Source organism: Chryseobacterium sp. L12 (assembly GCF_056133985.1).
Window position 1 is genome coordinate 258,071 of sequence record NZ_JBVYOF010000012.1, and the last position, 14,726, is coordinate 272,796.

General features: G+C 36.8%; 14 protein-coding genes. 10 read left to right on the plus strand and 4 right to left on the minus strand.

The genetic code is table 11. The annotated features are described in order from the left end of the window. Positions 1-51: 51 nt before the first annotated feature. On the minus strand, positions 52-705 hold the full coding sequence (gene upp / locus AC0NBN_RS07930) for a uracil phosphoribosyltransferase (RefSeq protein WP_143884590.1): 654 nt from the start codon (positions 703-705) through the stop codon (positions 52-54). 82 nt (positions 706-787) lie between these two features. Beyond that, positions 788-2,098 (minus strand): ribosome biogenesis GTPase Der, encoded by a 1,311-nt coding sequence (gene der, locus AC0NBN_RS07935; protein ID WP_160812726.1) that lies wholly within the window; start codon positions 2,096-2,098, stop codon positions 788-790. A gap of 293 nt (positions 2,099-2,391) precedes the next feature. On the opposite strand from der, the gene AC0NBN_RS07940 reads away from it, so the two are divergent. Further along, positions 2,392-2,850, plus strand: a complete 459-nt coding sequence (locus AC0NBN_RS07940) for a heme-binding domain-containing protein (RefSeq protein WP_143884592.1) — start codon at positions 2,392-2,394, stop codon at positions 2,848-2,850. Between the two features lie 3 nt (positions 2,851-2,853). Continuing rightward, on the plus strand, positions 2,854-3,267 hold the full coding sequence (locus tag AC0NBN_RS07945; RefSeq protein WP_143884593.1) for a thiol-disulfide oxidoreductase DCC family protein: 414 nt from the start codon (positions 2,854-2,856) through the stop codon (positions 3,265-3,267). A 66-nt stretch (positions 3,268-3,333) separates the two neighbouring features. Here the strand turns inward: AC0NBN_RS07945 and AC0NBN_RS07950 are convergent, their stop codons facing one another. After that, entirely contained in the window at positions 3,334-4,761 is a 1,428-nt protein-coding gene (locus AC0NBN_RS07950) for an alpha-amylase (RefSeq protein WP_160812725.1), read from the minus strand. A gap of 253 nt (positions 4,762-5,014) precedes the next feature. On the opposite strand from AC0NBN_RS07950, the gene AC0NBN_RS07955 reads away from it, so the two are divergent. From AC0NBN_RS07955 to AC0NBN_RS07990, 8 genes are all read left to right on the plus strand, one after another. Further along, positions 5,015-5,668, plus strand: a complete 654-nt coding sequence (locus AC0NBN_RS07955; protein ID WP_143884595.1) for a DUF4290 domain-containing protein — start codon at positions 5,015-5,017, stop codon at positions 5,666-5,668. A gap of 2 nt (positions 5,669-5,670) precedes the next feature. Then, positions 5,671-6,978, plus strand: coding sequence for a UDP-N-acetylglucosamine 1-carboxyvinyltransferase (gene murA / locus AC0NBN_RS07960; protein ID WP_160812724.1), 1,308 nt, complete (start codon positions 5,671-5,673; stop codon positions 6,976-6,978). Positions 6,979-7,385: 407 nt separating this feature from the next. Further along, entirely contained in the window at positions 7,386-8,231 is an 846-nt protein-coding gene (locus AC0NBN_RS07965; RefSeq protein ID WP_078674553.1) for an RteC domain-containing protein, read from the plus strand. A 251-nt stretch (positions 8,232-8,482) separates the two neighbouring features. Further along, on the plus strand, positions 8,483-8,836 hold the full coding sequence (locus AC0NBN_RS07970) for a helix-turn-helix domain-containing protein (protein ID WP_074229993.1): 354 nt from the start codon (positions 8,483-8,485) through the stop codon (positions 8,834-8,836). 11 nt (positions 8,837-8,847) lie between these two features. Next, a complete protein-coding gene (locus tag AC0NBN_RS07975) occupies positions 8,848-9,138 on the plus strand; it encodes a helix-turn-helix domain-containing protein (RefSeq protein ID WP_074230273.1) in 291 nt (96 codons plus the stop codon). 102 nt (positions 9,139-9,240) lie between these two features. Beyond that, complete coding sequence (locus AC0NBN_RS07980; RefSeq protein ID WP_123879053.1) at positions 9,241-10,710, plus strand: DUF3945 domain-containing protein; 1,470 nt, start codon at positions 9,241-9,243, stop codon at positions 10,708-10,710. 6 nt (positions 10,711-10,716) lie between these two features. Next, complete coding sequence (locus AC0NBN_RS07985; RefSeq protein ID WP_160812723.1) at positions 10,717-12,801, plus strand: type IA DNA topoisomerase; 2,085 nt, start codon at positions 10,717-10,719, stop codon at positions 12,799-12,801. Next, the gene (locus tag AC0NBN_RS07990) at positions 12,801-13,679 is read left to right on the plus strand and encodes an ORF6N domain-containing protein (protein ID WP_103913875.1); all 879 of its coding nucleotides are present in this window, start codon (positions 12,801-12,803) and stop codon (positions 13,677-13,679) included. Before AC0NBN_RS07985 ends, AC0NBN_RS07990 begins: the two co-directional genes overlap by 1 nt. A gap of 72 nt (positions 13,680-13,751) precedes the next feature. Here the strand turns inward: AC0NBN_RS07990 and arsB are convergent. Beyond that, positions 13,752-14,726, minus strand: a 975-nt coding sequence (gene arsB / locus AC0NBN_RS07995) for an ACR3 family arsenite efflux transporter (RefSeq protein ID WP_160812722.1), incomplete at its 5' end; no start/stop codon positions are given.

Consider the following 14,726-nt stretch of genomic DNA (forward strand, 5'->3'; position numbering starts at 1 on the left):
TCCGTAAATTTAGCAGAATTTAGAATGCAAAATTATTTGAGGAAAAATAATTTATCGCTGTAATTTTTCGCCGTAGCTGAGATCTCCGGCATCGCCCAATCCTGGAGTGATATATCCTTTGGAAGTAAGATTTTCATCAATAGCTCCAACCCAAATCTTTGCGTTTGGGTACGCTTTTTCGATGGTTTCAACACCTTGTCTCGAAGCAATAGCAGCAACAATATGAAGTTGTGTTGGTTTTCCATTTGTTAAAAGATCTTTGATGGCTTCAATAAGAGAAGCTCCGGTTGCCAACATAGGATCGGCAACGATTAAAGGTCTGCCTTCGATATTCGGACACGTTAAATAATCCTGTTTAATAGAAAAATAATCGTTGGCATCGTGTTTTCTGTAAGCGGCAACAAATCCGCAATCTGCTTTATCAAGATAATTCAAAATTCCTTCAAACAAAGGAACTCCGGCTCTCAAAATGGTGGTAATCACAGGCTGAACCGCAATTTCCTTCACTTTAATCGTATCCAGAGGTGTCTGAATTTCAATTTCTTTCTGCTCCAGTGTTTTGCTGATCTCGAAAGCAGCAATTTCGCCGATTCTTTCCATATTTCTGCGGAATCTCATACGATCTTGCTGGATTTCTACGTTTCTAAGTTCATTGATCCAGGAATTAACTAAAGAAAATTGTTCTGATAAAACGATGGTGTTCATTATTTTGAAAAGCTTTTAGCTAAAGTATAAAATTTAATTAAGAATAAAATCCCTCTCAGGAAAATCTGAAAGGGATTATAATTTATTTTTGTCTGAAATACACTTCGATAGGAACTCCGGTAAACCCGAACTCTTTTCTCAGCTGGTTTTCAGTAAATCTTTTGTATGGTTCTTTTACATACTGAGGTAAATTGCAGAAGAATACAAACTGTGGTGACGGCGTTGGAAGCTGTACGCAATATTTAATCTTGATATATTTGCCTTTGTTTGCAGGTGGCGGTGTTGCTTCAAAAATCGGAAGCATCACTTCATTCAGTTTTGAAGTTTTGATTTTTTTCTTACGGTCTTCATAAACAGTCATTGCCGTTTCTACTACTTTTAAAATTCTCTGCTTTGTAAGTGCAGAAACAAAAAGAATTGGAATATCACTGAACTGACCGATTTTATCTTTAATAGATTTTTCAAAATCCCTTACTGTATTCGTAGTTTTATCTTCAACCAAATCCCATTTATTAACCACAATCACGATACCTTTTCTGTTTTTCTGAGCCAGACCGAAAATATTCATATCCTGTGACTCCCATCCCAAAGTAGCATCTACCATGATAATTACCACATCAGAATATTCAATAGAACGGATCGAACGCATTACGGAATAAAATTCAAGATCTTCCGAAACTTTAGATTTCCTTCTCATTCCCGCGGTATCTACCAACACAAATTCGTGTCCGAATTTATTATATAAAGTCTGAATACTGTCTCTGGTAGTTCCTGCAACATCGGTTACGATATTACGGTCTTTATCAAGCAGAGCATTGGTAAGTGTTGATTTTCCTACGTTAGGACGACCTGCAATTGTAATTTTCGGAAGCCCTTCAAAAGGATCTTTATATTCTGTAGTAGGGAAATCTTTCACCACATCATCCAGCAATTCTCCGGTTCCGCTTCCTGTTGCAGATGATAATGTATAATATTTTTCTATTCCAAGCTGATAAAATTCTGTAGCATCCAGCTCTTCTTTAGAAGAATCTACTTTGTTGACCACAATATACACCGGTTTGTTTGATCTTCTCAGCATCTCATGAATTTCATAATCTGTATCTGTAAGACCTTCTTCCACATTCAGCATGAAAATAATTGAAGTTGCCTCATCTACGGCAAGCTGCACCTGTTTTGAAATTTCGCCCTGAAATACATCATCATTATTTACATCATAACCACCGGTATCAATAACGGTAAATTCTACTCCGATCCAGTCAGATTTTCCGTAATGACGGTCTCTGGTAACACCTGCAGTAGAATCTACAATAGCTTCTCTCCTTTCTAGCAAACGATTAAATAACGTGGATTTTCCTACGTTGGGACGCCCAACAATGGCAACAATATTTGACATAAAATTTGTTTCTTTTAGACAAAAAATAAAAGAAAACAATCTAAGAGATTTTCTTAAAAATCTTTAAACCGCTAATTTCCAAATCTTTTGCCGTACTTATTAAGAATGGGTTACTTCGTCTTTCGAAGCCCAAAATTTTTTGCAAAGATAAGTCTTTATTGTCTATAATGCATAAAAATGATTTTTGTAATTAAATATAAACTCAAAAAGCCACTATTTTTTTGTACTTTTAATTGATTAAAAATTATTAGGATTAAGATGCAATTGCAATAAATGAAAAATAAAAATTCCCTATGAAAAAAATTCTTGTCGTACTACTGGTTGCTTTCATTATGATTCAGTTTTTCCCGATTGATAAAACAAATAAACCTGTAAATCCCGGAATGGATTTTTTGAAAATAAAAAAAACTTCTCCAGAGATTTCAAAACTAATCAGTAACTCTTGCTACGACTGCCATTCGGATGAAACGAAATACCCGTGGTATTCCAGCATTGCACCCGTATCCTGGTGGCTTAAAAATCATGTGGATGAAGGCAGAAAACATCTTAATTTTTCCATTTTTGCAACCTACGAACCCAAAAGACAGATTCACAAAATGGAGGAATGCGTAGAAATGCTGGAAAAACATGAAATGCCTCTAGAATCTTATTATCTAGGACATCAGGATGCAAAAATAACCGATGCCGAAAGACAAGAACTCATACAATATTTCAAAAGAGAAATAGAAGAAACCAAAATTAAAATGAAATAATCTATGCCGGAAAAATGGGAAGAAAAACATATCGTTTTCTACGATGGAGAGTGCGGATTTTGTAACTTTTGGGTACAGTGGATTTTGGAGCGCGATAAAAATGATGAATTTATGTTTGCTTCATTACAGTCAGATTTCGGACAGCGATTTCTAAAGGAGCGAGGCTTAGATACAAATGAACTTAGCACATTGTATCTTTGGAAACCTCATCAGTATTATCTTGTAAAGTCTAAAGCTGTTCTTAAAATTGCCAATTTGCTGGGCGGAATTTTTAAAATTTCTTCTGTTGCCAATTTATTTCCCAGAATAATCACCGACAGTATTTACGATAAAATCTCAAAAAACAGAATGAAGCTTGCCAGTCAGAAATGTTTTTTGCCGGATCAGCATCAAAAAAAGAAATTTATAAAGATGTAAATTAACTCCAGGTTATTAAAATTAAAATGCCCCAACATCGGGGCAATTTTTTTAACTTGTATTTTATTACTGATTAAGTGACCAAACCGAATAGCTTTTCGGCGGACACTGAATTTTCACCCATTTGTCTCCCTGAGTAGTCGGATGCCAGTTGGAGTGTCCCGTAAAATCTTTAATCTGCTGATTGCTCCAGTTGGTTTGAATCCATCTTTCCTGCCAGTTTGATGAATTGTTGATATAAACAACCAGACCCGGATTTCCGTTGTAACCGTTACGTCTAGCAATATATTCGTCATTATCCGTGTAAAGAATAGAAGTATTTCCTGTTGCTTTATTATTATGGATCCAGATCAGGTTATTCAGTCTTTCTTTATTCAGCCATTCTTCGTAATCTCTATAAAAAATGGTAGGATAACCTTCGTGCGTTAAGATATAAGCATACGCCAGCATTTTGTTCCAGATAATATCCGTATCATGATTGGCTACAAATGTTACTGCTTTAAACGGATTCCTTTTCCACATCATATCGTCATTTAATATATTCAGGTTTCCGTTATCAAATGCCTCGTCCATCTTATAATATGCTGCAAAATCAAATACAGAGCTGTTAGCATTATTTGCCCACCATTCCAATGTATTCACATTTGAATCCCACAATTCTCCCACAGAAAATCCTCCGATATTAGAATTCCATGTATTGACCACCCACGGTCCGAAACCTTTTACATAATCAAATCTCCAACCGTCAAATTTCATCACATTTTTATAATACTTTCCTACAGAATCTTCCCTTCCCCACAACCAGCTCTGCACATAAGGATTGGCATGACACAAATCCGGAAAACCACCAAAAGCCCCCTCATCATTATTTCCGTATGAGTTTTTATAAAAATCATTGTAATTTCTGGTAAACTTCCCTGAAGCTACGCCAGAAAAATTTGTCCATGTATTGGTTCCGGTAAAAGGATTGGCTTCAGACTGTCCTCCGCTGTTATGGTTGAGTACAATATCAGCATACACCTGCATATTTTCCTCATGAGCCTTTGAAATCAGTGCTTCAAGTTCAGATCGGGATCCGAAACGTGTTTCAACAGTTCCATTTTGGTTGTATTCTCCAAAATCATAATAATCTGTAGGATCATATCCCATTGAGTATGGGCCGTTTTGCGCTTTTGATACAGGAGGAAGCCATACTGCACTAATTCCGGCATTTGACCAGTCTGTAAGTTTACCAGTTACTGTATTCCACCAGTTTCCGCCTGCTGGAACATCCCAATAAAATCCCTGCATTAAAACTCCGCCACCCGGTCCTGCTACAAATTTTCCGTTGAGGTTTCCTCCTGTACTGAAAGGTCGCCCATCGTGATTGGTAACATTTACTATCTTGTCATGAACTTCTAATTGATTCGAAGTTTTATCAACCAATTCGTCATTCTGACAAGAAGATACTAAAACTAGCGTCAATACAGACGCTAAAAAATGTAATTTTTTCATTTAAATATTTTTTTTGAATTAGTTTATAAATTGCAATTTTAATAAATTATATACAATAAATACAACTTTTAAATGAAAATATAAATACTTAAAGTTATTTAAATTAAATAATTTATATTATGTTAAATTTAAATTAAATAAAATTTTATCCCTCGTTAATCTGTCCTGATCAGAACTTATATTATGATAGCAATGTTCATATATAAAAAAAATTTTCGAGTGTTTTTTTATTAATCCATATATTTGCATTACTATGGAATACAATACCCAAAAAACACATCTTAATATGCCGGAATACGGCAGAATTATACAGCAGCTGGTTGAGCGTTGCAAAGAAGTTTCAGACAAAGGACAAAGAAACGAAATGGCAATGGCAATCATTGATTTTATGGGTCAGAGAAACCCACAGCTCCGTGACGAAGAAAATTACAAACATAAACTTTGGGATCACCTTTACATTCTTGCCAATTATGATCTGGATGTAGACTCTCCCTACCCTTTTCCTACAAAGGAAGAACTGGAAGAAAAGCCTAAAAGAATGGAGTATCCAAAACTTCAGGGTGATTTTAAGTTTTACGGAAAGAGTATTCTTCAGCTAATCGAAAAAGCAATTGAACTTGAAGCAGGTGACGAGAAAGAAGCCTTAATAGAGGTAATTGCCAACAATATGAAGAAATCTTATAATGTTTATAACAAAGAGCACGTTACGGATGATGTGATTTTCCGACATTTAAAGGAACTTTCGCAAAACAGATTAGACCTCACCGGAATTGACAGCCTGGAGAAAAGTAAAATCTACTACGCCAACAATGCCAACAGGAATAACAACAATAATAAAAACTCAAACAACAGAAATCAGCCTGCTAAAAGAAGATTTAATAATAACAATCACAAGAACAGAAGATAATAATGAGTGGAACATTTCAAATAAGAGGAGGGAAAAGACTGCAAGGTGAAATCACTCCACAAGGAGCAAAAAATGAAGCGCTTCAAATTTTATGTGCAGTTTTACTGACAGATGAAGAAGTAAGAATAAAAAATATTCCTGATATTCATGATGTCAACAGACTTATTGAAATTTTAGGTGATTTTGGTGTGAAAGTTACCAAAAATGCTCATGGAGATTACACTTTCAAATCAGACAAAGTCAATTTTGAGTATATAAAATCTAAAGAATTTAAAAAAGACGGTGCAAAACTGAGAGGATCTATCATGCTGATGGGTCCAATGCTTGCTCGTTACGGTGAAGCCTATATGCCGACTCCGGGTGGTGACAAAATCGGAAGAAGAAGACTTGATACACATTTTCAGGGATTGGTAGAATTGGGTGCGGAGTTCAATTATGATGAGGAAGAATCTTTCTATTCATTAAAAGCCAAAGAGCTCAACGGTAAATTTATCCTTCTGGAAGAAGCTTCTGTAACAGGAACTGCCAATATCGTTATGGCAGCAGTTTTAGCGAAAGGAAAAACCAGAATTTATAATGCAGCCTGCGAACCATACCTACAGCAACTGTGTAAAATGCTCAACAGAATGGGAGCAAATATTTCCGGAATCGGATCTAATCTTCTTACTGTTGAAGGTGTTACCCATTTGCACGGCACAGAACACACAATGCTTCCGGATATGGTAGAAATTGGGTCGTGGATTGGTCTTGCTGCCATGACGAAATCTGAAATTACCATAAAAAATGTCAACTGGAATCAGCTGGGTGTAATTCCAAACACATTCAGAAAACTGGGAATACAGCTTGAGCAGAGCGGTGATGACATTTATATTCCGGCTCAGGAACATTATAAAATACAAAAATTCATCGACGGATCTATCTTAACAGTATCAGATGCACCTTGGCCTGGTTTTACACCAGATTTACTTTCTATTATATTAGTAGTGGCAACTCAGGCAAAAGGCAGTCTTTTGGTACATCAGAAAATGTTCGAATCAAGATTATTCTTTGTTGATAAACTTATTGATATGGGGGCACAGATTATTTTATGTGATCCTCACAGAGCTACAGTTATCGGCTTAAATCAGGAAGCACCTTTAAGAGGAACAACTATGGTTTCTCCCGACATCAGAGCCGGAAATGCTTTATTGATCGCTGCTCTTTCTGCAGAAGGAAAATCTATCATTCACAACATTGAGCAAATTGACCGAGGATATGAGAATATTGACGGAAGACTAAAAGCAATCGGTGCAGATATTGAAAGAATTTAGAAATTTTTGATTTCACATATTTTATCAAAATAAAAAACGTTCAGAGTTTATCCTGAACGTTTTTTTATAAGAAAAAGATTAATCAAGTCGAAATTGACTAATAAACAGTAGCTTACAAGAGTGCAAAACTCTGTTGGTAACGATTTAGTAATGGTGCTTACTGCGCTTGATTTCATTGAATTACCCCTGTAAATCAATACTACAAATTTAATGATTAATGGGCAATGTGGCTAACACTTTGTCCATTTTTTTTGTCTGCCTTTTTTTGTATTTGAAATTTCACTTCAAAAAAAAAAATTCCCACCTTGGGGGAACCTGTGGGAATGGTTTCATTATTTTTTTCAAATTTTGAATAATCAAAGATTTGATTATAAAACAAATAATGTTAACCTAAAATCGATTACGCTATGGAAATCCTATTAAGTGAAATATTATTAAAAATTCGGCATCAAGAAAATATTTTTTCTTCTCATATAATGCAGACGTCTGACGAGGCTTACCAAATGACTTTATTTCTAAATACGATGTTGCATAACATTAAAGCAGATGTTTTAAAATCAGGTTTTAAGAATGAACAACAAGAAATAGACTTTTTTAAAAACATTAAACCGCAAATTTTAGGCAAACTTATTTATTACAATAAGGTATTTCGTCTTGAAACAACTTGTCCTGCAAGCAAAGGCAAAATGTACCAAAGTTTTTACGAAAAACAGTTGAAAATTCTTAAAACCGAATACGAGGAAAACATCTGCAACGAAGATTTTTACAGATATTATCGTGCAAATAGAACAGACCGTGACCATAGCTATTTCACACTTGGAAACATAAATTATCACGATGGTTTAAAGAGCGGTGTATTTGAAATTGACCTAACTTTCTCAACCTATTATGACCACAAAATAGCCCATATAATTGCCAATGAACTAATCTATACTTATTTACTTTCCAAAATAAATCCTGAAGAAAATCCCGATGCGCTTTTACAAAATTTAGAAACCAACAAGGATATTTCGTGGACAAATTCACAAAATGCACTCATTGAACTGATATACGCTCTTTATGCTTCAAATTCCGTGGCTTACGGAAAAATTGGTATCCGAAAATTAGCTTTGATTTTTCAAGTCCTCTTCCAAACACCCTTAAATGATATACATCACTCTTTCCACCGGATGAAAACAAGGGCTGGCTCCCGAACTGCATTTTTAGACCAACTCAAATTGTCACTCGAAGAATATATGGATAAAGACCTTTAGGTTAATTCGGGGATATTTTTATTTTAAGCAGTACTCAAAAAGTACTGTTTTTTTTGCCCATATCTGCCAATTGGTAAATTCTTCCAAAACTTCAATACTAAATATTCAAAATGCCTTAAAAACCTTGTCTGATAAAGGTTTTACTTGATTGTGAAATTTTTCAAAAAACTTCAAAAACCAATGGGCAAGCATTGGCAGACAAACACTGCCACCTTTCACAATTTTGCATAGTGAACTTTAAATGATATGCAATGAAAATAATCACAATTGAAGAAGAAGCTTGGCTAAAGTTAAATAACAGTATTAATGCCATTGCCGATTATCTGAAAAAATTGGAAGATAAAAGTTATGATGACTTGTGGCTCAATAACCACGAGGTATCTCAATACCTACGCCTAAGCGAGAAAACCTTATGGCGTATGCGTACCAAAGGCGAGATTGCCTATTCAAAAATCTACGGTCAGTATTTCTACACCATCGGTGCAATTAAAGATATGCTGAATGCAAATGCAATTGAGAGTAGTGATGAGTTTTTGCAGGAACTTATGGCAAAAGGTAAAAGCTATATCGAAAAAGGAAGAAATCTGAAATTGGGGAAACCATAAAATGTATGGCTATGAATATTGATAGAATGGAATTTTTGGCGTGGATGGAACGCCTTATTGGTCGCCTCGATATGCTGGGCGATAATATCAATGAGTTGCAAAAAAAGCGTAACAGCATAGATGGCGAGGAATTATTGGACAATCAGGATTTGCTTCAAATGCTTAAAATCAGTAATCGTTCTCTGCAGCGGTATCGTTCGAATGGGAAGTTGCCTTATTATACGATTAGTGGAAAATTGTACTATAAACTTTCCGATGTACATCAATTTATTCGTGAAAGTTTTAATCCTCCTACTAAATAAATGAACGCCAATAAATGACAAATACTGCCTTTTAATGCCATTTCCACCAATCCAGTAAATGCTTGTTTTACATTCGATAGTGAATTTTAAATTTTTCAAATTATGAGCGAAGAAACAGCAAATACGCAGGAAATGCCCGAACAACTATCGGACATATTATTAGTGCTGGATAAAGAAAAAATGAAAATCCAAGCCGTAAAAAGTATCGACGAGAAAGGGAAAATGGAAACCGTTGACCCCACCAAGAAAAATGAAAATCAGTTTATGCGTGTGGATAAGGGTGGCGATTTTTTTTCCAATTTTTTTTCCAATTTTTTCAGCCAACTAAAGAACCCTACCAATTTTTCATTCTTTAAAGTACCTGCCCCTATCGCAGTTGAAAAAGCACAGGAAATGCAAAAACAGGTAAATAAGCCAACTCCCGAAGGCGAAAAAGTGATGCAAGAACACGAAATAAAAACAGAAATAAAGCAGGATAATAAACAAGAAAATCAAAAAGATATGGCAACAACACAAACAGCAGCGGAAACTAGCGAATACCGCTACAAACCGGAACAAATTGATTGGGACACAATGAATAATCTTGGATTGAGCAAGGAATTTTTAGAAAAAAGAAATCTGTTAGAACCTTTATTAAAAGGCTTCAAGACCAACGAACTTGTGCCCATTGGCGTTAATCTCGGTGGTTCAATTCTCCGTACTGATGCCCGTCTTTCATTACAGCAAGCCGAAGATGGAAAAGTTGTTGTGGGAATTCACGGTATCAAAAAAGAACCAACCTTACATTTTGAATTTTTCGGACACAAATTTACCGATGAAGACAAAAAAAATCTACTTGCAACTGGCAATATGGGTCGTGTGGTTGATTTAAAAAACACCAAAACAGGCGAAATGATGCCATCCATCATCAGTATAGATAGGCTTACCAACGACATTATTGCCCTACGGACAGATTTCATAAAAATCCCTGATGAAATTAAAGGCGTGAAACTCAATGATGCCCAAAAACAAACATTATTGGAAGGTAAACCGCTTTATTTAGAGGGTATGATTTCAAACAAAGGAACGGAATTTTCAGCAACGGTTCAGTTTAATGCAGACAAACGTTATGTTGAGTTTTTGTTTGATAGAAGCAACACCAACAAGCAAACTCAAAGCAACGGACAGAACAATCAACAAAGCAATCAGCAGAACCAAGCACAAGAAGCTCCAAAAACTTTCCGTGGTAAGGAACTGACCGATGAGCAACATAAGGATTTTAAAAATGGTCAAACCATCTACATTGACGGATTGGTAGACAAAAAAGGACAGCCTTATCAAGGTTACATCACTTTCAATAAAGAAGATGGTAAAACAAATTTTGAATTTCCAAATCAATACAAGGAAAGAGCAAAACCTACTGAAACCCATAAAACGCAAACTGCTGTCAATTCAGAAGGGAAAACCAATGAAGCCACCAAAAAAATCAATGAGCCTTTAAAATCGGGGCAACAAAGACCGAAAAACAAGCAACAGCAGGAACAACAGGAAAAGTCTCAAGCCCCTGCAAAGTCCAAAGGCGTAAAAAGATAATTAAGTATGAAAACTATCATTGCAGAAAAACCAAGCGTAGCAAGAGAAATAGCCAGACTTGTAGGAGCATCCGATAAAAAGGAAGGTTACCTGACAGGTAATGGCTATTTTGTTACGTGGGCATTCGGTCATTTAATAGGATTGGGAATGCCAGAAGATTACGGGATTTCGGGGTTTGACAAAGCTGCTTTGCCGATACTCCCCAACCCTTTTTTGTTGACCGTCCGGAAAGTAAAAAAAGACAAAGGTTATACCGCTGATACAGGCGCATTAAAGCAACTGAAAGTTATTGAGCAGCTATTTAAGCAAAGTTGCAGCATTATCGTTGCAACCGATGCAGGGCGTGAAGGCGAACTCATTTTTAGGTACATTTATGAATACCTGAAATGTAACAAGCCCTTTGAACGCCTTTGGATAAGCTCGCTTACCGAAAAAGCCATTAAACAAGGCTTTGATAACCTTAAAGACGGGGCAGCATTTGACGGACTTTACCAGGCGGCACAAGGCAGAAGCCGTGCCGATTGGCTCGTGGGCATCAATGCTACACAGGCATTGAGCATAGCCGCAGGAAATGGTATCTATTCACTCGGAAGAGTGCAAACGCCTACATTGGTTTTGATATGCAAACGCTATCTGGAAAACAAAAATTTCTCGGTAAAGAGATATTGGCAGATACAGTTATCGCACAACAAAGAGCTGATAGATTTTAAAAGCATTTCCAAAACCAAATGGGAAGACCAAAAACTTGCCGATGATACGCTGAAAGCCATTCGGCGAAGCGAAATGGCAACGGTTACATCGGTAGAAACCAAAAGTGTAACGGAGCAACCTCCTTTATTGTTCGACCTAACCGGACTGCAAAAGGAAGCTAACAAAAAACTGAACCTTTCTGCCGAAGAAACGCTCAATATTGCCCAAAGCCTCTACGAAAAAAAGTTTATCACATATCCACGTACCGGGAGCAAGTACATACCAGAAGATGTGTGGGCAGAAATTCCCAATCTCGTAAGAGCTTTGCAGGACAGAGAAACTTGCAAGCAAGCAGTGTCAAAAATAAAATGGGGACGTTTCAATAAACGCATCGTGAACGATTTGCGTGTTACCGACCACCACGGATTATTGATTACGGATAAAATCCCGTCTGCCCTGAACGCAAAGGAAAGCTCCGTTTATGATATGATTGCCTTTCGGTTGCTCGAAGCCCTTTCACAAGCCTGCATCAAAGAGATAACCGATGTGGGTTTACAGGCGTTGCATTATGATTTTACGGCAAAGGGTTGTAAGGTTATAGAAGCGGGCTGGCGTTCCATCAAAGGCAGTTTCTCCGATGATGATACCGAGCCTGTACAGGATTTGCCCGAACTGAAAAAAGGCGATGAACTTAAAAAAAAAGAAGCCTCCGTTTTGGAAAAAAAAACCAAACCGCCTGTATTATATACCGAAGCAGGGCTTTTGTCGGCTATGGAAACTGCCGGAAAGGAAATCGAAAATGAAGACGAACGGAAAGCCCTGCAAAATATCGGTATTGGCACTCCGGCTACAAGAGCCGCAATAATTGAAACCCTGTTTACCCGTAACTATGTACAACGTGAAAAGAAATCCTTAATCCCTACCGAAAAAGGATTGCAGGTGTACGAATTGGTCAAAGACCGTAAAATTGCGGATGTGGCAATGACCGCCGAATGGGAATTGGCTTTGCAAAAAATCGAAAACAACGAAGCCGATGCAGGGGCATTTCAAAAAGAAATGGAAACTTACGCCTCATCTATTACCAATGAACTGTTGCAAACTTCGATTGCTCAAAATAACCTGCCAAAATTGGTTTGCCCGAAATGTAAAAGCCAGCAACTCACTATCCGTGATAAAATAGTGAAGTGTCCTGATGAGGCTTGTAATTGGGTACAGTTCCGTAATGTATGTGGCGTACAAATCGGCATAGCCGATATTGAAAGCCTTATCAATAAAAAGAAAACTTCACTCATCAAAGGAATGAAAAGCAAGGCAGGTAAGAAATTCGATGCTTATATCGTGTTGAATGAGGATTGCAAAACCTCTTTTGAGTTTACCAAAAATAAAAGCTACAAAAAGTAATGGAAAATAAGCCTATTAGCATAATGGAAATCAAAAACCTGATTTATTCCATACGTGGAAAGCAAGTGATGTTGGATAGCGACCTCGCTTCCTTATACCAAGTGGAAACAAAGAACCTCAACAAAGCCGTAAAAAGAAATATTGAAAGGTTTCCTGCTTCTTTCTGCTTTCAACTGACCGAAGAGGACGTTGAAAACTTGAGGTTCCAAATTGGAACCTCAAGTTTGAGCTACGGCGGAAGACGTTATCTGCCCTATGTTTTTACCGAACAAGGGGTCGCAATGGCTTCTGCCATACTCCGTTCAGATATAGCGGTTAAAGTCAGTGTTGAAATTATGGAAGCCTTTGTAGAAATGCGGAGAATGCTTACCAGCAATGCCTCTCTTTTTCATCGTTTAGATAACATTGAACTGAAACAATTAGAAGCCGACCAAAAATTTGAAGAGATTTTTAAGGCTTTGGAAAGCGATAAGCTCCACAGTGAAAAAGGAATTTTCTACAATGGGCAGGTTTTTGATGCCTATGTCTTTGTATCAGACATTGTTCGTAATGCCAAAAACTCCATTATCCTGCTGGATAATTATGTAGATGATACGGTACTAACCTTATTGGGCAAACGTGACGATGCTGTAACTGCAACTATCTATACCAAAAATATCAGCAACCAGCTAAGGCTGGATGTACAACGGTACAATAGCCAATACCCTCCGATTGAGATTGAGATTTTTTCCGATGCTCACGACCGCTTTTTAATTATTGACGATACGGAACTCTACCATATCGGAGCATCACTCAAAGACCTGGGCAAGAAATGGTTTGCCTTTTCGAGAATGGATATTGAAGTCGGCAGAATGCTCAAAATCTTAAACCAACAATAAACCCTCTAATTCAGAGGGTTTTCTTTAGTTTTTTGATGCTTCAAAATGCTCTTGTACGTTCTTAAATTAACTTTAGTAATATTTTTTCTTTAGCCATAAACTTGCCCTTACCAATAATATGAGTACTGGAACTTCCACCAGTGGGCCGATAACGCCCACAAATGCCTGTGGCGAATGAATACCAAAAATTGCTATTGCTACGGCTATTGCCAATTCAAAATTGTTTCCTGTGGCTGTGAATGCGATGGATGCGTTTTTGTCGTAAGGAACTTTAAGGGATTTATTGATAAAGAAGCTCACAAAAAACATCAGTACAAAATAGATTACTAACGGTATTGCCACTTTTACTACATCCATTGGCAACTCTAATATTTTATCGCCTTTCAGACTGAACATTAATACTATCGTAAACAGTAAAGCATATAATGTAATGGGCGATATTCGGGGTACAAATTTCCGGTTATACCATTCTATACCTTTTGATTTTACAAGGAAGTAACGGCTTAAAAAACCTGCCAAGAATGGAATGCCTAAATATATCAATACGCTTTCGGTAACATCTTTCATTGATACGCTTACATTGAAATTGGCTAACCCTAATTTTTCAGGTAATACATTGATGAATAACCAAACCAAGAAGCTATAAGAAAGTATCTGAAAGATGCTGTTTAATGCAACTAACATAGCTGTATATTCTCTGTTAGCTTTAGCTAAATCACTCCACACGATAACCATTGCAATACACCTTGCTAAACCGATAAGAATTAAGCCTGTCATATAATCGGGTTCGTTTCGTAAAAACAAAACTGCTAAACCGAACATCAGTACCGTGCCGATAATCCAATTCAGCAATAAGGATATACCGATTACTTTTTTATCCTTAAATGCCATAGGTAACAATGAATAATCAACCTTTGCCAATGGCGGGTACATCATCAATATTAAACCTATTGCCAACGGAATGTTTGTAGTGCCTACGGATAGGGCATTTGTAATTTTTGAAATACCGGGAAAGATATATCCCAAACCTATACCTACTGCCATTGC

Bases quoted from the DNA above. Each gene is read 5' to 3' on its own strand.
- upp (WP_143884590.1), bottom strand. From the start codon at position 705: ATGAACACCATCGTTTTATCAGAACAATTTTCTTTAGTTAATTCCTGG.
- AC0NBN_RS07940 (WP_143884592.1), top strand. From the start codon at position 2,392: ATGAAAAAAATTCTTGTCGTACTACTGGTTGCTTTCATTATGATTCAG.
- AC0NBN_RS07945 (WP_143884593.1), top strand. From the start codon at position 2,854: ATGCCGGAAAAATGGGAAGAAAAACATATCGTTTTCTACGATGGAGAG.
- der (WP_160812726.1), bottom strand. From the start codon at position 2,098: ATGTCAAATATTGTTGCCATTGTTGGGCGTCCCAACGTAGGAAAATCC.
- murA (WP_160812724.1), top strand. From the start codon at position 5,671: ATGAGTGGAACATTTCAAATAAGAGGAGGGAAAAGACTGCAAGGTGAA.
- AC0NBN_RS07980 (WP_123879053.1), top strand. From the start codon at position 9,241: ATGAGCGAAGAAACAGCAAATACGCAGGAAATGCCCGAACAACTATCG.
- AC0NBN_RS07970 (WP_074229993.1), top strand. From the start codon at position 8,483: ATGAAAATAATCACAATTGAAGAAGAAGCTTGGCTAAAGTTAAATAAC.
- AC0NBN_RS07965 (WP_078674553.1), top strand. From the start codon at position 7,386: ATGGAAATCCTATTAAGTGAAATATTATTAAAAATTCGGCATCAAGAA.
- AC0NBN_RS07950 (WP_160812725.1), bottom strand. From the start codon at position 4,761: ATGAAAAAATTACATTTTTTAGCGTCTGTATTGACGCTAGTTTTAGTA.
- AC0NBN_RS07975 (WP_074230273.1), top strand. From the start codon at position 8,848: ATGAATATTGATAGAATGGAATTTTTGGCGTGGATGGAACGCCTTATT.
- AC0NBN_RS07990 (WP_103913875.1), top strand. From the start codon at position 12,801: ATGGAAAATAAGCCTATTAGCATAATGGAAATCAAAAACCTGATTTAT.
- AC0NBN_RS07955 (WP_143884595.1), top strand. From the start codon at position 5,015: ATGGAATACAATACCCAAAAAACACATCTTAATATGCCGGAATACGGC.
- AC0NBN_RS07985 (WP_160812723.1), top strand. From the start codon at position 10,717: ATGAAAACTATCATTGCAGAAAAACCAAGCGTAGCAAGAGAAATAGCC.